This window comes from Pseudomonas sp. BT76 TE3572 (assembly GCF_050435365.1).
GTDB classification, from domain to species: domain Bacteria; phylum Pseudomonadota; class Gammaproteobacteria; order Pseudomonadales; family Pseudomonadaceae; genus Aquipseudomonas; species Aquipseudomonas fluorescens_W.
The window spans coordinates 4252351-4269817 of sequence record NZ_JBNDKE010000001.1 but is presented as its reverse complement, the minus strand read 5'-3'; the positions used below and the strand labels follow the sequence as shown (position 1 = coordinate 4269817).

17 protein-coding genes are annotated in these 17467 nt (G+C 59.0%); 13 read left to right on the top strand and 4 right to left on the bottom strand.

Translation table 11 applies throughout. The annotated features are described in order from the left end of the window. Positions 1 to 95 precede the first annotated feature (95 nt). From gabD to ABH912_RS19340, 3 genes are all read left to right on the top strand, one after another. Positions 96 to 1538 (top strand): NADP-dependent succinate-semialdehyde dehydrogenase, encoded by a 1443-nt coding sequence (gene gabD, locus ABH912_RS19350; RefSeq protein ID WP_033058570.1) that lies wholly within the window; start codon positions 96 to 98, stop codon positions 1536 to 1538. A gap of 197 nt (positions 1539 to 1735) precedes the next feature. Continuing rightward, a complete protein-coding gene (gabT, locus tag ABH912_RS19345) occupies positions 1736 to 3013 on the top strand; it encodes a 4-aminobutyrate--2-oxoglutarate transaminase (protein WP_033058568.1) in 1278 nt (425 codons plus the stop codon). Between the two features lie 150 nt (positions 3014 to 3163). Next, positions 3164 to 4378: an HDOD domain-containing protein gene (locus tag ABH912_RS19340; RefSeq protein WP_033058566.1), complete on the top strand. Its 1215-nt coding sequence runs from the start codon at positions 3164 to 3166 to the stop codon at positions 4376 to 4378. Between the two features lie 36 nt (positions 4379 to 4414). Here the strand turns inward: ABH912_RS19340 and ABH912_RS19335 are convergent, their stop codons facing one another. Both ABH912_RS19335 and desA read right to left on the bottom strand, forming a co-directional pair. Beyond that, positions 4415 to 5404, bottom strand: a complete 990-nt coding sequence (locus ABH912_RS19335; RefSeq protein ID WP_429511402.1) for a GGDEF domain-containing protein — start codon at positions 5402 to 5404, stop codon at positions 4415 to 4417. 151 nt (positions 5405 to 5555) lie between these two features. Next, the gene (desA, locus tag ABH912_RS19330; protein WP_056745676.1) at positions 5556 to 6740 is read right to left on the bottom strand and encodes a delta-9 fatty acid desaturase DesA; all 1185 of its coding nucleotides are present in this window, start codon (positions 6738 to 6740) and stop codon (positions 5556 to 5558) included. Positions 6741 to 6887: 147 nt separating this feature from the next. On the opposite strand from desA, the gene dibA reads away from it, so the two are divergent. From dibA to ABH912_RS19300, 6 genes are all read left to right on the top strand, one after another. Next, positions 6888 to 8813 carry a phosphodiesterase DibA gene (dibA, locus tag ABH912_RS19325; RefSeq protein ID WP_429511401.1) on the top strand — a complete coding sequence of 642 codons (1926 nt, stop codon included), beginning with the start codon at positions 6888 to 6890 and terminating at the stop codon, positions 8811 to 8813. Positions 8814 to 9005: 192 nt separating this feature from the next. Continuing rightward, positions 9006 to 9188: a sulfur starvation response protein OscA gene (gene oscA / locus ABH912_RS19320; protein WP_007945260.1), complete on the top strand. Its 183-nt coding sequence runs from the start codon at positions 9006 to 9008 to the stop codon at positions 9186 to 9188. 70 nt (positions 9189 to 9258) lie between these two features. Then, complete coding sequence (locus ABH912_RS19315) at positions 9259 to 10272, top strand: sulfate ABC transporter substrate-binding protein (protein WP_033058558.1); 1014 nt, start codon at positions 9259 to 9261, stop codon at positions 10270 to 10272. A 70-nt stretch (positions 10273 to 10342) separates the two neighbouring features. Next, on the top strand, positions 10343 to 11161 hold the full coding sequence (cysT, locus tag ABH912_RS19310; RefSeq protein ID WP_033058556.1) for a sulfate ABC transporter permease subunit CysT: 819 nt from the start codon (positions 10343 to 10345) through the stop codon (positions 11159 to 11161). Between the two features lie 12 nt (positions 11162 to 11173). Continuing rightward, on the top strand, positions 11174 to 12046 hold the full coding sequence (cysW, locus tag ABH912_RS19305) for a sulfate ABC transporter permease subunit CysW (protein WP_429511400.1): 873 nt from the start codon (positions 11174 to 11176) through the stop codon (positions 12044 to 12046). A gap of 3 nt (positions 12047 to 12049) precedes the next feature. Next, the gene (locus ABH912_RS19300; protein ID WP_046047288.1) at positions 12050 to 13039 is read left to right on the top strand and encodes a sulfate/molybdate ABC transporter ATP-binding protein; all 990 of its coding nucleotides are present in this window, start codon (positions 12050 to 12052) and stop codon (positions 13037 to 13039) included. Between the two features lie 104 nt (positions 13040 to 13143). Here ABH912_RS19300 and ABH912_RS19295 read toward each other — a convergent pair whose 3' ends face one another. Continuing rightward, positions 13144 to 13662 carry a DUF962 domain-containing protein gene (locus ABH912_RS19295; RefSeq protein WP_033058551.1) on the bottom strand — a complete coding sequence of 173 codons (519 nt, stop codon included), beginning with the start codon at positions 13660 to 13662 and terminating at the stop codon, positions 13144 to 13146. Between the two features lie 84 nt (positions 13663 to 13746). Here ABH912_RS19295 and ABH912_RS19290 point away from each other — a divergent pair, with 84 nt between their 5' ends. The 4 genes from ABH912_RS19290 (at position 13747) to ABH912_RS19275 (ending at position 16453) form a co-directional block, all read left to right on the top strand. Further along, entirely contained in the window at positions 13747 to 14433 is a 687-nt protein-coding gene (locus tag ABH912_RS19290) for a Crp/Fnr family transcriptional regulator (RefSeq protein ID WP_429511399.1), read from the top strand. A gap of 70 nt (positions 14434 to 14503) precedes the next feature. Next, positions 14504 to 14869 carry a response regulator gene (locus ABH912_RS19285; RefSeq protein ID WP_008148221.1) on the top strand — a complete coding sequence of 122 codons (366 nt, stop codon included), beginning with the start codon at positions 14504 to 14506 and terminating at the stop codon, positions 14867 to 14869. A 110-nt stretch (positions 14870 to 14979) separates the two neighbouring features. Continuing rightward, on the top strand, positions 14980 to 15228 hold the full coding sequence (locus ABH912_RS19280) for a helix-turn-helix domain-containing protein (RefSeq protein ID WP_056745799.1): 249 nt from the start codon (positions 14980 to 14982) through the stop codon (positions 15226 to 15228). Further along, positions 15221 to 16453, top strand: a complete 1233-nt coding sequence (locus tag ABH912_RS19275; protein ID WP_033058547.1) for a type II toxin-antitoxin system HipA family toxin — start codon at positions 15221 to 15223, stop codon at positions 16451 to 16453. Before ABH912_RS19280 ends, ABH912_RS19275 begins: the two co-directional genes overlap by 8 nt. On the opposite strand, the gene ABH912_RS19270 is transcribed toward ABH912_RS19275, so the two are convergent. Further along, entirely contained in the window at positions 16454 to 17458 is a 1005-nt protein-coding gene (locus ABH912_RS19270) for an AraC family transcriptional regulator (RefSeq protein WP_033058545.1), read from the bottom strand. It abuts the gene before it with no gap. Positions 17459 to 17467 lie beyond the last annotated feature (9 nt).

Sequence of the window (17467 nt, the reverse complement as noted above, 5' to 3'; positions counted from 1 at the left end):
CCGGTGAATGATTTCCCTGACGGCAGCCTATAAGGCGCCTTTCTACAATCATAATTCGCTCCGCGCTTGCCGCGGTGCTGTTAAGGAAAGCCGACATGCAGCTTAAAGACACCCAGTTGTTCCGCCAACAAGCCTTCATCGATGGCGCTTGGGTTGATGCGGACAATGGTCAGACGATCAATGTCACCAACCCGGCAACGGGCGACATTCTGGGCACCGTGCCGAAAATGGGCGCTGCCGAAACCCGCCGTGCAATCGAAGCCGCTGACAAAGCGCTGCCGGCCTGGCGTGCACTGACCGCCAAGGACCGCGCAAACAAGCTGCGTCGCTGGTTCGAACTGATCATCGAGAACCAGGACGACCTGGCTCGCCTGATGACCCTCGAACAAGGCAAGCCATTGGCTGAAGCCAAGGGCGAAATCGTTTACGCCGCTTCCTTTATCGAGTGGTTCGCTGAAGAAGCCAAGCGCGTCTACGGTGACGTGATTCCGGGTCACCAGCCAGACAAGCGCCTGATCGTGATCAAGCAGCCAATCGGCGTGACCGCTGCAATCACTCCGTGGAACTTCCCGGCCGCGATGATCACCCGTAAAGCCGGCCCGGCCCTGGCCGCCGGTTGCACCATGGTGCTCAAGCCTGCTTCGCAAACTCCGTTTTCCGCATTTGCTTTGGCTGAACTGGCCCAGCGTGCCGGCATTCCTGCCGGTGTGTTCAGCGTTGTTTCCGGCAGCGCCGGCGACATCGGCAGCGAGCTGACCAGCAACCCGATCGTACGCAAACTGTCCTTCACCGGCTCGACCGAAATCGGTCGTCAGCTGATGGCTGAATGCGCCAAGGACATCAAGAAAGTGTCCCTGGAACTGGGCGGCAACGCGCCGTTCATCGTGTTCGACGACGCGGACCTGGATAAGGCCGTCGAAGGCGCGATCATTTCCAAGTACCGCAACAACGGCCAGACCTGCGTCTGCGCCAACCGTCTGTACATTCAGGATTCGGTCTACGACGCGTTCGCCGAGAAGCTGAAAGTGGCGGTGGCCAAACTCAAGATCGGTAACGGTCTGGAAGAAGGCACCACCACTGGCCCGCTGATCGACGGAAAAGCCGTGGCCAAGGTTCAAGAACACATTGCTGACGCGATCAGCAAAGGCGCAACCGTTCTGGCGGGTGGCAAGGTCATGGAAGGCAACTTCTTCGAGCCGACCATCCTGACCAACGTGCCGAAGAACGCTGCCGTGGCCAAGGAAGAAACCTTCGGTCCATTGGCTCCGCTGTTCCGCTTCAAAGACGAAGCCGAAGTGATCGCGATGTCCAACGACACCGAGTTCGGTCTGGCTTCGTACTTCTATGCTCGCGACCTGGGTCGTGTGTTCCGTGTGGCTGAAGCCCTGGAATACGGCATGGTCGGCGTCAACACCGGGTTGATCTCCAACGAAGTCGCGCCGTTCGGCGGCATCAAGGCGTCGGGCCTGGGCCGTGAAGGCTCCAAGTACGGCATCGAAGATTACCTGGAAATCAAATACCTCTGCCTGGGCATCTAAGCTCCAAGGGATAAGCCCGGCAAGGCATTGCTTCAAACGCAAAGGGCACGAGAGCGCTGTCCCTTTGCGTGCTTCAAACGGAATTTTCTCTGTGGCCGGGAAAGCTGTGGCAGTCGATCATCGCATGCTGCCGTAGTTGCCTCCCCGCCGCATTTTCCTTGAACCACGCCGCCCGATGAGCGGTGAATGAGGACTTTATGAGCAAGACTAACGCATCCCTGATGAAACGCCGCGAAGCCGCTGTACCACGCGGTGTTGGCCAGATTCACCCGATCTTCGCCGAGTCCGCGAAGAACGCCACCGTGACCGACGTTGAAGGTCGCGAGTTCATCGACTTCGCCGGCGGTATCGCCGTACTGAACACCGGCCACGTGCACCCGAAAATCATCGCCGCCGTGACCGAGCAGTTGAACAAGCTGACCCACACGTGCTTCCAGGTACTGGCTTACGAACCGTACGTAGAAGTGTGCGAGAAAATCAACGCCAAGGTGCCAGGTGATTTCGCCAAGAAAACCCTGCTGGTGACCACCGGCTCCGAAGCCGTGGAAAACTCCATCAAGATCGCACGTGCCGCCACTGGCCGTGCTGGCGTGATCGCGTTCACCGGTGCTTACCACGGCCGCACCATGATGACCCTGGGCCTGACCGGTAAAGTCGTGCCTTACTCGGCCGGCATGGGCCTGATGCCAGGCGGCATCTTCCGCGCGCTGTACCCGAACGAACTGCACGGTGTGAGCATCGACGATTCGATCGCCAGCATCGAACGCATCTTCAAGAACGACGCCGAGCCGCGTGACATCGCTGCAATCATCATCGAGCCGGTTCAGGGCGAAGGTGGTTTCTACGTCGCGCCAAAAGAGTTCATGAAGCGTCTGCGCGCTCTGTGCGACCAGCACGGCATCCTGCTGATCGCTGACGAAGTACAAACTGGCGCTGGTCGTACCGGCACCTTCTTCGCCATGGAACAGATGGGCGTTGCTGCCGACCTGACCACCTTCGCCAAATCCATCGCTGGCGGCTTCCCGTTGGCCGGTGTTTGCGGCAAGGCCGAATACATGGACGCCATTGCTCCAGGCGGCTTGGGCGGCACCTACGCGGGTAGCCCGATCGCTTGCGCCGCGGCCCTGGCCGTGATGGAAGTGTTCGAAGAAGAGCACCTGCTGGACCGCTGCAAGGCTGTCGGCGAGCGTCTGGTCACTGGCCTCAAAGCCATCCAGGCCAAGTACCCGGTGATCGGCGAAGTCCGTGCCCTGGGCGCAATGATCGCGGTCGAGCTGTTCGTTGACGGCGACAGCCACAAGCCGAATGCTCCAGCGGTAGCCGCTGTTGTGGCCAAGGCTCGCGACAAGGGTCTGATCCTGCTGTCCTGCGGCACTTACGGCAACGTTCTGCGCGTCCTGGTACCGCTGACTTCGCCGGACGAGCAACTGGACAAAGGTCTGGCGATCATCGAAGAGTGCTTCTCCGAGCTGTGATCTCCAAGCTCTGATCGATTTGTGAACTGATCGACAAAAAAACCCGCTTCGGCGGGTTTTTTTGTGTCCCAGGAACACATCGATGGCGAATGCGCTGTATCGAATGGCCAGCATTGACTAAGGTGCAGGCACTACCTTTGGAGTGTGTAAATGACTGTTGTGGTGTTACCCGCTGCACCGCGTGTGCTGATTGCCGAGGCCGACCCCTGGTCCCGCGACCTGCTCCAGCAGGTTTTGTTGAATGTGCGCTGCGACGCACGGCTGGATCTGTGTGCCGATGGTCAGGAAGCGCTGCACCTGTTGGCGGAAAATCCTTACGACCTGGTGATCGTCGACTGGGAGCTGCCCGGCGTCGATGGTTTGAATGTCTTGCGCAATGTTCGCCAACGCAAGCGCAATCCACCCCTGCCGTTCATTCTGATGAGCAGCCGCAACGACAGCGCCAGTGTGCGCGAAGTCTTGCCCCTGGCGCCTGCGGCGTACCTGACCAAACCCCTGAACATGGAAAGCCTGACCCACCGTCTGCAGGACTTGCTGCTGAACGCCGGTGAAGAGCTGTCTTGCGAGACGCCGTCATTGGCGACGGGCATGACCTTGTCGGTGTACCTGGAGCGTCGTCGAGAGTCTGCGGACGGTGCGCCGTTGATGACTGACGTGCAGTTGGCGGTCAAACGCAGCCTCAATCCCAATGGCCTCGATTTGACCGTGCTGCATGACGAGATCCGTACCGATCCGCAAATCACCGCTGTGCTGATCGCCGCCGCCAACAGTGCTGCCCATCACTTGGGAGCCGCGGCGCAGACCCTGTCCCAGGCACTGCACCGCCTCGGCACCGGGCAAAGCATGAACCTGATTCTGGGGCTGGCCCTCAAACGCAGCGCCCGTCTCAGCGATCCGTTTCTGGCCGACTATGCCGAGCGTTATTGGGAGCTGTCGCTGCGCACCGCCGAGTATGGCCGGACCCTGGCGCGCTTGCTGGATCTGGATCAGGAGCGCTGTTATTGCGCCGGCATGCTGCATCGCCTCGGCGACCTTGCGCTGTTGCGGTGTTTGCAGGAGTGGAAGCAGGCCGGTGGTGAGCTGGATGAGTGGGAGGAGGTCGGCGAGGCGCTGGCCGAATTCGGCGCGGGCTATGGTTCGGCGCTTCGCACTCGCTGGCGCCTGCCGCTGGAGCTGCGAGAGCTGATTGCGGCGGTCTACCAGCTCGGTGGCGGGGTTTACTCCCGCGAAGCGCTGGTGATGAACATGGCTGCGCAACTGGCGCGACTGACCGAGCATGAGGGCATTGAGGAACTGGCGAAAAGCCGGACGGCGCGGTTGCTCAAGATTGGGTTGCCGGAATTGATGCGCTTGCGCAAGAAGTAGATCGTTCCACGCATAGCGTGGGAACGATCCAAAAACCTAGCCGGAAACGATGCGGTTCTTGCCCTGGTGTTTGGCTTTGTACATTGCCGCATCCGCGCGGGCAAACAGGCTATCGACGCTTTCGTCCTCGTCGGTGAGGCTGGTCAGGCCCTGGCTGACGGTGATGCCGAATGTCTGGTCGCCATGGCTGAAGCTTAAGCGCTGAATCTCCCGTTGCAGGCGCTCGGCCACTTGCATGGCCATGTCTGTCGCACAGCCGGGAAACACGGCTGCGAATTCCTCACCGCCAACTCGCCCGAACACATCACCGCGACGCAACACCGCGCGACCGCTCTCGGCGATTCGTTGCAGCACGTTGTCGCCTTCCTGGTGGCCGTAGGTATCGTTGATTACTTTGAAGTCATCGATGTCCAGAAGCAGGAAGGCCAGCGGCGTGCCTTGGTGCCGTGCCTGTTCGAATTCACGGTGGGCGCAGTCGAAGAAGTGTCGACGGTTGCTGCTCTGGGTCAGCACGTCGGTGGTGGCCAGGCGTTGCAGCTCGGTTTCCATCTGCTTCTTGTCAGTAATGTCTTCGGCAATGCCGACGATGATCACTGGTTGCCCCGGCTCCGCCTGACGGTTGATGAAGCACTTGTCACTGAGCCAGCGGACCTGGCCGTCGGCGGCAATGATTCGGTATTCGCGGTCTTCAACGGAACCTTTCACCAGTACTTCGGCCAGGCTGCGTTCGGCATAGTCCAGATCGTCGGGGTAAATGCTGTCGCGCCATTGGTTGTAGTCGGACAGCAACAAGCCAGCGGAGCGGCCGAAAATCCGTTCATACGCAGGGCTGACATAGAGCACCCGACGGGATTCCCAGTCGAAAGCCCAAAGCACCGCGTTGACGCTCACCAGCAGCGCGCTGAACAGTTGTTCGCGTTCGCTCAAGCGCGCCACTTCGCCTTGTGCATGCATCAGCGCCAGCAGGGTTTGTGCGGCTTCGGGCCACTGCGGGAGGGATGAGTCTTGTAGGCTTTTATTGAGCATCGACACAAATCTCAAAGGGCGTGTGCCGCTCGAGGTTCGAAAGCGGCCAATACCAGAGCCCGCCTGGATGGCGAAGTGTCTTTTGAGATAGGGGATTTGGAGCTTAGTTCCGAAGGGTGCGCCCATGAGCGGGGCGCACCGATCAACGGCGTCAGACAGCGGCGGGGCGCAGGGAGTAGGTTTTCAACTGATCGGCGAAGTCGCGCAGGGATTGAATTCCGCTGGCTTCGGCTTCGTGTACCCAATCCTTGATGGCGGCCAGCATGTCGTGACCATTTGAGCTGGTCTTGACCCAGATCTGCTGCAAGGCCAGGCGTTTCTCGTAAATTACCTTCAGCGCCTGACTGTGCTCGAGCATGGTCTGGATGCGAATGTGGTGTTTGTCATCCAGCAGGCTGGTTTCCCGCGAGAGCAGGCGCTTGGCGCGGTGGAACTGGTGACGGACCGAGTGATCGACCTTTTCCAGCTCTTGTTTGACCAGCGGTGCGATCACCAATTTGCGGTACTGGGCCATGATCTGGAAGCGGTTGTTGAGGATCGCCATGGCGGTGTCCATGTCCAGGTTGCCTTTGCCTTCGACCCGATGGGCGATGGGCGCGACCCGCTGAACCTTGGCCAGACGCAGGAAGCTGAAGACCTGGATCCAGGCCCAGCCGAGATCGAATTCCCACTTCTTCACCGACAGTTTTGCCGAATTAGGGTAGGTGTGATGGTTGTTATGCAGTTCTTCGCCGCCGATCAGGATGCCCCAAGGCACCAGATTGGTCGCCGCATCGCGGCATTCGAAGTTGCGGTAGCCGATGGCATGGCCCAGGCCATTGACCACGCCAGCGGCCCAGACCGGGATCCACATCATCTGGATCGCCCAGATGGTGATGCCGATGGTGCCGAACAGCAGCAGGTCGATGACGCCCATGATCGCCACGCCCAGCAGCGGAAAACGGCTGTACAGGTTGCGCTCGATCCAGTCTTCGGGGCAGTTCTTGCCGTAGATGCGCAGGGTCTCCGGATTCTCCGCCTCGGCGCGGTACAGCTCGGCACCTTTGCGCAGAACGGTGGACAGGCCCTTGATGACCGGGCTGTGCGGGTCATCGACGGTTTCGCATTTGGCGTGGTGCTTGCGGTGGATTGCGGTCCACTCACGGGTGTTCTGTGCCGTGGTCAGCCACAGCCAGAAGCGGAAGAAATGTTTCAGGCCAGCATTGAGCTCAAGCGAGCGATGGGCTGAATAACGATGCAGATAGACCGTGACGCCGATGATCGTCACGTGGGTCATCAGCAGGGTGACTGCCACCAGTGACCAGGGCGACAAGCCGAGAAAACCTTCGTACCACATAGGCTATTGCGCCCTCGATAAAGAAAAAAACAGCCGTTGCATTATCACTTAGCCCACAGATAAAACCAGTCGCCCTTTCAGATAAGAGTGGCTGGATGTTTCTTTAAACTATAATTCCATCCATTTTGAAGGGACATGGATAGCCGAATGTCTGCCACCTATCGCGATGCTTTGCGTGCAGCCCTGCTTTACCTTCTGGTTTCTATAGGTTGGCTGCTGTTCAGCGGTCATTTATTGAACAGTTTCTTCGATAGCTCTGCTGAGCTAATGCGATGGCAACTGATCAACGGTTATGCCTGGGCGGCATTCAGTGCCGGTTTGATTTTTCTCGCGCGGGCGCGATTGTTTCGTTGCCTGGGGATCGGCGCCAAATTGCGTGAGCGCACTGAAGAGCGCGAGCGTTTGCGTCAGGCGGCCGCGGTGTTCGATTGCACGCGTGAAGGGGTGCTGGTCACTGATAGCGAAGGCCTGATCGTTCATGTGAACCGGGCGTTTATGGAAATCACCGGTTATCAGCGTGAGGAGGTGCTGGGTCAGCAACCCAATTTGTTCAAGTCCGGTCATCACCCGCCGGGCTTCTACCAGGCGATGTTCGCGACACTCAACAGCACCGGCGAGTGGAGCGGGGAAATCTGGAACCGCCGCAAAAGCGGCGAGATCTACCCGCAATGGCAAACCATCCGCATCATTGACGACGAGAACGGGCGGCGCAGCCATTACGTGGCGGTGTTTTCCGACATTAGCGCAATCAAGAACTCCGAACATGAGCTGACGCACCTGGCTCACTACGATCCGCTGACCGATCTGCCCAACCGCTTGCTGTTCACCGACCGCACCGAGCAGGCCCTGGCTTCGGCGCAGATCCACAAGCGCGGCTGCGCGTTGCTGATGATCGATCTTGATCACTTCAAGATGATCAACGACAGCCTCGGGCATAGCATTGGGGACCAGTTGCTCAAGGGCGTGGCCGAGCGTTTGAAAGCGATGGTCGGTCCGGGCATCACGCTGGCGCGCCTTGGCGGTGACGAGTTCGCCGTGCTGGCTGAAAGCTGTCCGCAAATGGTGCACGCGGCGGCGCTGGCTCAGCGGATCATCGATGGCCTAAAAGAACCGTTCCAGATCGACGGGCATCAGTTGTTCGTCAATATCAGCGTGGGCATCAGCCTGTTCCCCGGCGACGCCTTGAGCGCCGAGCAGCTGTTGCGCAACTCCGACTCGGCGCTGTTCAAGGCCAAGGGGGCCGGCCGCAACGGCTACGCCCTCTATACCGAAGAATTGACCGCCCATGCCCAGCAACGGGTCGAGACTGCATTCGAATTGCGCCGTGCACTGGAGCAGCAGGAGTTGCGGGTTTATTACCAACCGGTTCACGACCTCAAGACCAGCCGCCTGATCGGCGTCGAGGCATTGGTGCGCTGGGAGCATCCGCAGCGAGGGTTGGTGTCGCCGGCAGAATTCATTCCCATTGCCGAGCGCACCGGTCTGATCGCCGAAATTGATGCCTGGGTGATGCGCCAGGCGTGTGAGCAGATGTGCCAATGGCAGCAGGCCGGGGTGGTGTTGTCGTTTGTCGCGGTGAATGTTTCTTCTCGTTTGTTCGCCCGCCGTGAGCTGTTTGGGCAGGTGGCGAAGGTGCTGCACGAAACCGGGCTGGATCCTGCCTGTCTGGAGCTGGAAGTCACCGAGAGCGCCGTGATGGATGACCCGGAAGTCGCGCTGGAGCAGATGCACAGGTTGCGCGAATTAGGTGTGCGGCTGGCCATCGATGACTTCGGTACAGGCTATTCGTCGTTGCTGCGCCTCAAGCGAATGCCGGTACAGAAACTCAAGATCGATCAGGGCTTCGTTGCCGGGTTGCCGTGGGATGAAGATGACGCGGCGATTGTGCGGGTGATCATCGCGCTGGCCCGGAGCATGGGGATGCAGGTTCATGCCGAGGGGATCGAGCAGGTCGAGCAGGCGGCCTTTCTGCTCGAACACGGCTGCGATCTGGGGCAGGGGTACTGGTTTGGACGGCCAGTGCCGGCTGGGCAAGTGGATTGGAAGGGTGCTCCATTGATTCTTCAGCACTGATCGTTCCCCCCCTCTGAGTGGGAATGCCGCCCGGGACGCTCCGCGTCCCTGTCCCCGGTCCTTTATCAGTTTTTGGTTATATTAAAATTCTTAAATAGTCTTTTTAAGAATATCTGCGCTTATCTACTATTGGTTTCACGCCGCAAGCAGTCCCGCCACTGCCAGGCAACCTCTAGTTGAAGGAGCAGCACCATGAGCGCATCCCTACGTAGCGTTGACGGCCAGGACGAAGCAACCATTTTGCGTGAGATCCAGAGCGCCTTGCGCGATCTGCGTTTTGGCGCAGTGGAAATCACCGTGCACAACGCCCAGGTGGTCCAGATCGAACGCAAAGAAAAATTCCGGTTGCAGAACCCAAGCAACAAACCGAGTTAAAAACCGGCAACCCGATACCAGCACACCATAAGAAAAAGCCAACACAATCAGAATTCCAGGAGCTTTCACCATGTCGTCGATTCGTCATTTCGCTTTGGCCGCCTTGGCCAGTGCCCTTTTTGCTGGTTCCGCGGTTGCCAAGGATTACGAACTGCTTAACGTGTCGTACGACCCGACTCGCGAGCTGTATCAGGACTACAACGCTGAATTCGTTAAGTTCTGGCAGAAAGACCACGCTGGCGACAGTGTGAAAATCCAGCAATCCCACGGTGGTTCGGGCAAGCAGGGTCGGGCAGTGATCGACGGTCTGCGTGCCGACGTGGTGACCCTGGCCCTGGCCGGTGACATCGACGAAATCGCCAAGCTCGGCAAGACCCTGCCAGCGGATTGGCAGACGCGTCTGCCGGAAGCGAGCACGCCTTACACCTCGACCATCGTGTTCCTGGTGCGCAAGGGCAACCCTAAAGGCATCAAGGACTGGGGCGACCTGACCAAGAACGGTGTGGAAGTCATCACCCCGAACCCGAAAACCTCCGGCGGCGCACGTTGGAACTTCCTCGCGGCGTGGGCCTATGGCCTGAAAGCCAATGGCGGTAACGAAGCGAAAGCCAAGGAATACGTGCAAACCCTGTTCAAGCACGTTCCTGTGCTGGACACCGGTGCTCGCGGTTCGACCATTACCTTCGTCAACAACGGTCAGGGCGACGTGTTGCTGGCCTGGGAAAACGAAGCCTTCCTGGCCTTGAAAGAAGACGGCGGCGCTGACAAGTTCGACATTGTCGTGCCATCGCTGTCGATCCTCGCCGAACCGCCGGTGGCCGTGGTCGACAAAAACGCCGAGAAAAAGGGCAACACCGAGATCGCCGAAGCGTACCTCAAGCACCTGTACAGCCCGGCCGGCCAGGAAATCGCGGCGAAAAACTTCTATCGTCCACGTGACAAGGATATTGCCGCCAAGTATGCCAAACAGTTCCCGACACTGGACCTGGTGACCATCGACAAGGATTTCGGCGGCTGGAAAACCGCTCAACCGAAATTCTTCAACGACGGTGGCGTGTTCGACCAGATTTATCAGGCGCAATAACCTGAAATAAGCCATCAACGAGCCTCGAATTCCGATTCGAGGCTTTGCGCGTTCTCAACCAAGGACTTTTATGTCGCGTCGTATCTCCCCCGTCATACCCGGCTTCGGGCTGACGCTGGGCTACACCTTGGTGTACCTCAGCCTGATTGTGCTCATTCCACTGGCAGCGATGTTCGTGCATGCCGCTCAACTCACCTGGGACCAGTTCTGGGCAATTATCTCGGCGCCACGGGTGCTGGCGGCGTTGAAGCTCAGTTTCGGCACCGCGCTCTATGCCGCGATCATCAACGGCATCATCGGCACGCTGCTGGCCTGGGTGCTGGTGCGCTATACCTTCCCGGGACGCAAAGTCATCGACGCGATGATCGACTTGCCCTTCGCGTTGCCCACTGCGGTGGCCGGTATCGCGCTCACTGCGTTGTACACCCCCACCGGTTTGGTGGGTCAGTTTGCAGCGGACCTGGGTTTCAAGATCGCGTACACCCCCCTCGGCATCACCCTTGCCCTCACTTTTGTGACACTTCCATTCGTAGTACGTACCGTACAGCCAGTATTGGCTGATATCCCTCGTGAAGTGGAAGAAGCAGCGGCGTGCCTGGGTGCAAAACCGTTGCAGGTTTTCCGCCATATTCTGGTGCCCGCGTTGTTGCCCGCGTGGCTGACAGGTTTCGCGTTGGCCTTTGCCCGCGGGGTCGGCGAGTACGGTTCGGTGATTTTCATCGCCGGCAACATGCCGATGAAAACCGAGATCCTGCCGCTGCTGATCATGGTCAAACTCGACCAGTACGATTACACCGGCGCCACGTCCATTGGTGTACTGATGCTGGTGGTTTCCTTCGTCCTGTTGCTGCTGATCAACTTGCTGCAGCGGCGTATCGAAACCCCATAAGGAGGCGCGAAAATGTCCCAATCGTCTATTAGCGCCGCTTCCTCGGCCAACGCCGCCCGCCGTGGCAGTGCCACTTCGCGGCGAATCCTGATCAGTCTTGGCTGGCTGGTTTTTGCACTGTTCCTGTTGCTGCCACTGTTCATCGTGGTGTCCCAGGGGCTGAAAAATGGCCTCGGTGCGTTCTTCACCGCGATCTTCGAACCCGACGCTTTGTCGGCCCTGAAACTCACGCTGATCGCCGTGCTGATTTCGGTGCCACTGAACCTGGTGTTCGGTGTCAGCGCCGCATGGTGCGTGAGCAAGTACTCGTTCCGCGGCAAGAGCATGCTGGTCACGCTGATCGACCTGCCTTTTTCGGTGTCGCCGGTAATCGCCGGTCTGGTCTACGTGCTCATGTTCGGTGCTCAGGGCCTGTTTGGTCCGTGGTTGCAGGACCATGACATCCAGATCGTCTTCGCGTTGCCGGGCATCGTGCTGGCGACGATCTTCGTCACCGTGCCGTTCGTGGCACGCGAACTGATCCCGCTGATGCAGGAACAAGGCACGCAGGAAGAAGAGGCCGCGCGCCTGCTCGGGGCCAATGGCTGGCAGATGTTCTGGCACGTCACCGTTCCCAACATCAAATGGGGCCTGATCTACGGCGTGGTGCTGTGTACGGCACGGGCCATGGGTGAGTTCGGTGCGGTGTCGGTGGTTTCCGGGCACATTCGCGGGGTGACCAACACCCTGCCGCTGCACGTCGAGATCCTCTACAACGAATACAACCACGTGGCCGCGTTCGCCGTGGCGAGCCTGTTGCTGATCCTGGCGCTCTTCATCCTGCTGCTCAAGCAGTGGAGCGAAAACCGTATTAACCGCCTGCGCGCCAGCGCCGCGGAGGAATAAGTCATGTCGATCGAAGTGCGTAACGTCAGCAAGAATTTTCACGCGTTCAAGGCGCTGGACAACATCAGCCTGGACATTCAAAGCGGCGAACTCGTGGCGCTGCTTGGCCCGTCCGGCTGCGGCAAGACCACCCTGCTGCGGATCATCGCCGGTCTGGAAACCCCGGATAAGGGCAACATCGTGTTCCACGGTGAAGACGTCTCCGGCCATGATGTGCGTGATCGCAACGTCGGTTTCGTGTTCCAGCACTACGCGCTGTTCCGCCACATGACCGTGTTCGATAACGTCGCGTTCGGCCTGCGCATGAAGCCGAAAAACCAGCGCCCGAGCGAAAGCCAGATCGCGGTAAAGGTCCACGAACTGCTGAACATGGTGCAACTGGATTGGCTGTCGGATCGCTACCCGGAGCAACTCTCCGGTGGCCAGCGTCAGCGTATCGCCCTGGCTCGCGCGTTGGCGGTGGAACCGAAAGTCCTGCTGCTCGACGAGCCCTTCGGCGCCCTCGACGCCAAGGTACGTAAAGAGCTGCGTCGCTGGTTGGCGCGGCTGCACGAAGACATCAACCTGACCTCGGTGTTCGTGACTCACGACCAGGAAGAAGCGATGGAAGTCGCCGACCGCATCGTGGTGATGAACAAGGGCGTGATCGAGCAGATCGGCTCACCGGGCGACGTCTACGAAAACCCGGCCAGCGATTTCGTTTATCACTTCCTGGGTGACTCGAACCGGCTGCATCTGGGTGAAGACAACCATGTGCTGTTCCGTCCTCACGAAGTGTCGCTGTCGCGTCATGAGCTGGAGGATCACCATGCGGCCGAGGTGCGGGATATTCGTCCGTTGGGCGCGACGACACGGGTGACGCTGAAGGTCGAAGGCCAGAGCGAATTGATCGAGGCTGAAGTGGTGAAAGATCACGACAGCCTGATCGGATTGGCGAAGGGCGAGACGCTATTCTTCAAGCCGAAGGTCTGGCAGAAACTCGCCAACATCTAAGATCAAAAGCATCGTCGGAGCGCCGCCCGGAGCAAGCCCGCTCCCACAGTGATCTGTGTCGTTCACAAATCCCCTGTGGGAGCGGGCTTGCCCGCGATTGCATTCTAGATAGCAGCGCGATTCGGATTGATTCGCACGCCACCCACCCGCGCCTCGATCTGCTCTTTGAGGTCATGCCGCAACCCCAGCAAAAACGCCAACTCAACCACCACGAACAACGGCCCGACAATCAACCCCGTCACATCATCGACAAACGCCGGTTTGCGTCCTTCGTAGTGATGACCGACAAACTGAATCGCCCAACCCACCACAAACATCCCGATGCCGCTCGCCAGCCAGACCAGCGTGCTTTGCTGCGCAAGAACCTGACCCGCCCAAATGCACAGGCCGAGCAACACGGTCATCAACACCCCGAGGCGCAACTCCAGGCGCAGGTAAAACCACGCCGACGCCAGCGCGACCAGCACCGCCGGCGAAACCCAGCCCCCGGCCCATTGCGGCCGCGACAGCAACACCGCAACGGCGACAACGATCAGCGGAATACCGATAAAGTGGCTGGCAATATTGCGCGGGTCACGGTGGTAGGCGGCGTATTGACTGAGATGGTCGACGAGGCTTTTCATTGTTGTTCCTCCTGTTGGGTGATGGATCATGCCCCGGGTCCACATTTCGCTCTGTCAGGCAGGCGACAATCTCCAGGAGTTTTCATGGACATGCAGGATTTGCGTTCGCGGCTGGATAAAGGGCAGTGGTTCAGCCATTTACCTGTTTCTTTACAGGATAGTCTGCTGGCCGCCGCCAGGGTGCGGCGGTTGTCGCCAGGCCAGCGGCTGTTCAAGCGCGGCGATCCACCGTGCGGGCTGTACGCGGTGCTCGAAGGTTCGGTGCGCATCGGCGCCGTGAGCGAGCAGGGCAAGGAGGCGCTGTTGAGCCTGGTGGAGTCGCCCCACTGGTTCGGCGAAATCTGCCTGTTTGATGGCCAGCCGCGCACTCATGATGCGTTCGGTCTGGGTCAATGCGTCCTGTTGCACATTCCGCAAACCGTGCTGCTGACGTTGCTTGATGAACAACCGGCGTACTGGCGGCAACTGGCATTGCTGATGAGCCAGAAACTGCGCCTGACCTTCATCAATCTCGAACAACTGAGCCTCATGCCAACCGCCGCTCGACTGGCGCATCGCTTGCTGATGATCGCCGAGGGTTACGGCGAAATCGACCCGCCGCGACGGGTGTTGCAACTGCCCCAGGAACAATTGGCGTCGATGCTGTCGCTGTCGCGCCAGACCACCAACCAGATTCTCCAGGACTTGCAGGGGCAGGGGATTGTGAATCTCAAGTACGGCGAGATCGAGATTCTGGATGCGCAACGATTGCGGAAGTTGGCGATTATCTGAAACCCGGCGTTAGGGGTGGGCTTTGGGCGCGAAGGCGCCTAGCCTGTGATGACGACAATCGAGGTGTGCCATGCGTGTGCTGTTAGTGGAAGACGAACCTGAGACCGCCAAACTCCTGGCTAAAGGTCTGAACGAGGCAAGTTACTCAGTCGATGTGGCGGTCAACGGTATGGATGGCCGTCGTTTCATCGAGTCTGGCGAATACGAGCTGATCATCCTCGACGTGATGCTGCCCGGGCTCAATGGCTGGCAGTTGCTGCAGCAGATCCGCAAGCTCGGTGATACGCCGGTGCTGTTCCTGACCACCAAGGACGGTATCGAGGATCGCCTGCGCGACCTGGAGTTGCATGAGGATGATTACCTGCTCAAGCCGTTTGCCGTGAGCGAGTTGGTGAAGCGAGTGCGCAAGTTGTTGCGGCGGGATCGGGGGCGCTGAAACCGGGTCCGATCAATCAATGAGCTAGACTTCGACTTGGTTATGCATTAAATACAATGCAAATAAAACATTTCAGTAAATATGCACTGTATATGATGCGGGTGAGTGGAATGGAAAACCTCGGCGAACTGATCAGGTTGCTGCGCAAAGAACGAAAAATGTCTCAACAGGACCTGGCAAAGCAGTACGGCATGAGCCGTTCCACGATTTCGGGTATTGAGAACAACACCATTTCCGAAATTGGCCTGCGCAAGGTTGAAGCGATCCTCAATGGCTTCGGGTACGAACTGACGGCCGTGCCGCGGCGGTCGACGCGTCCTACATTGGACACCCTCAAAAAGGTGAACTTCCATGGGTGAGCAGCAGGAAAAGGACCGGCTGCACATCAGTGTTTCCGGCACAACGGTCGGAACCCTCGGCCGTGGTCAGTCTCGCATTGATTCAGTGTTTGCCTACGCCGAAGACGCGCTAGAAGAAAATGCCGTCTCATTGACCATGCCCGCTCGCCTCGAGAGCTACACGTGGGAGCGAGGTGTCCCGCCGGTTTTTGAAATGAATCTGCCGGAAGGTTCTCTGCGCGATGAATTGACTCGTCGCTTCAGCAAAGCGATTCGAGGGTTTGACGACTTCGCGATGCTGGCGATCGTCGGCCCGCACCAGCTTGGGCGAGTGGGAATTAAAAACGCGCAAGAGGCGAACGACCGGCTCCCTGAAACCAGCCTTGCGGATCTGCTGGTTCATGACGGTGCGCAAGGTTTGTTCGAAGATTTGCTGCACACCTATGGCCAATATTCGGGCGTTTCCGGTGTGCAGCCGAAGGTGCTTATCCGTGACAGTGCGACAACTGTCGATCGATTGACCCATCGCGGGGCAACGCATCTGGTCAAATCGTTCCGGCCAGAGGAATACCCGGAACTCGCTGCCAACGAATACTTCTGCATGAGGGCTGCGTTGCATTCGGACCTTGAAGTGCCGGTTTTCGAACTGAGCGATCACGGTAAATTTCTGGTCGTCGAACGTTTCGATCTGAGTGAAAGAGGCTATTTGGGCTTTGAGGATTTTTGCGTGCTCAATGCCTGGCCTTCGAAGGCCAAATACGATGGTTCGTACGAAGGCGCCGCGAGGCAGATCAAGGAATTTGTCTCCCCGCCATTGCTCAATAACGCCCTTGAGTCTTTTTTCAAAATAGTGGCGTTGTCATCTGCTCTGAAGAATGGCGATGCTCACCTCAAGAACTTCGGTGTGCTGTACGAACATTGCGGGGCTGATGCGCAAATCAGACTGGCTCCGGCCTATGACATCGTCACGACTTCGGTCTACATCAAGGCAGACAGCATGGCGTTGCTGCTAGGCGGATCAAAGGCGTGGCCCAAACACAAAATGTTGATGCGTTTTGGTCGGTCGGCTTGCAACCTGACCGAGGGACGGTGCAATGAATTGCTGCAGCAAGTCGTTCATGGAATGGATGTAGCGATGGCAGAAATGGTTGATTACATCAGGGGTAATGGCGCCTTTGCCATGGTTGGCGAAGCGATGATCGAACAGTGGAAATCAGGCATAGCGCGCAGCTTGCTCAAAAGCTGATTACCGCAACCCATCCCGAAACTGCCCCGGTGTCATCCCGGTCCAGCGCTTGAATGCGCGGCTGAAGCTGCTCGTGTCCGCAAATCCCAGCAGGTAGCTGATCTCGCTCAATGAGCATTGCGGATCGCGCAGGTGCAGCAGCGCCAGATTCTCGCGGCTTTCGTTGAGCAGCGTATCGAACCGGCAACCCTCGTCCGCCAGATGCCGTTGCAGGCTGCGCAAACTCAGGTGCAGGGCCTGGGCGATGTGTTCGGCGCTGGGCTCGCCTTCCGGCAATTGCTCCTCAATGGCGTCGCGAACCTTGCGTTCCCAGGTCAGGGGTTTGAGTTGGGCGAGGGTGCGCTTGAGCACGGCTTCGTTGTGTTCGGCCAGTTCCGGGTTGGCGTCGTCCAGGTGGCTGTCGAAGTCCACGACGGCGAATTCCAGTCGGTCTTCATCGGCGGCGAAGTACACCGGTGAGCGGAAGACTTTGTGCCATTGATGCGGGTCCGCCGGTTCCGGGCGGCGCAGGTACACCGCCAGCGGGGCGTAATCGCGGCCCAGGCGATTGCGGCAGGTGCGTACGTAAATTGCCGTGAAGGCGTCGATGGCTTCGAATGCCGGGGCCGGATTGCCAGGCGGGATCTTCAGGCGGAAGCGGTAGCGGTCCTCGGCGCGGGTCAGTTCCAGATCCAGTGCATCGCTGACCACCTGGTGATAACGCACGATACGCTCGAACACTTCTCGCAGGCTGCCGCTGGCGACCAGCGCATAACCGAGTGCGTGAAACGTGGTGGGGCTGACGAAGCGCGATACGCGCAAACCAATCGCCGGATCGCCGCTGACCTGCACTGCGATTTCCCACAGGCGCGTGGTGCCGGACAACGGGTAACGGGCGTTCGGGTCGTCCATCAGTTGCGGGTCGAGCCCCGCCTGTTGGCACAGGGCGGTGCTGTCGAGGCCCAGGGCATCGAGTTGCTTGCGCAGGGCGCGGGTCCAGCTGGCGAGGGAGGTCGGTTCAGTCATGCTGATTGG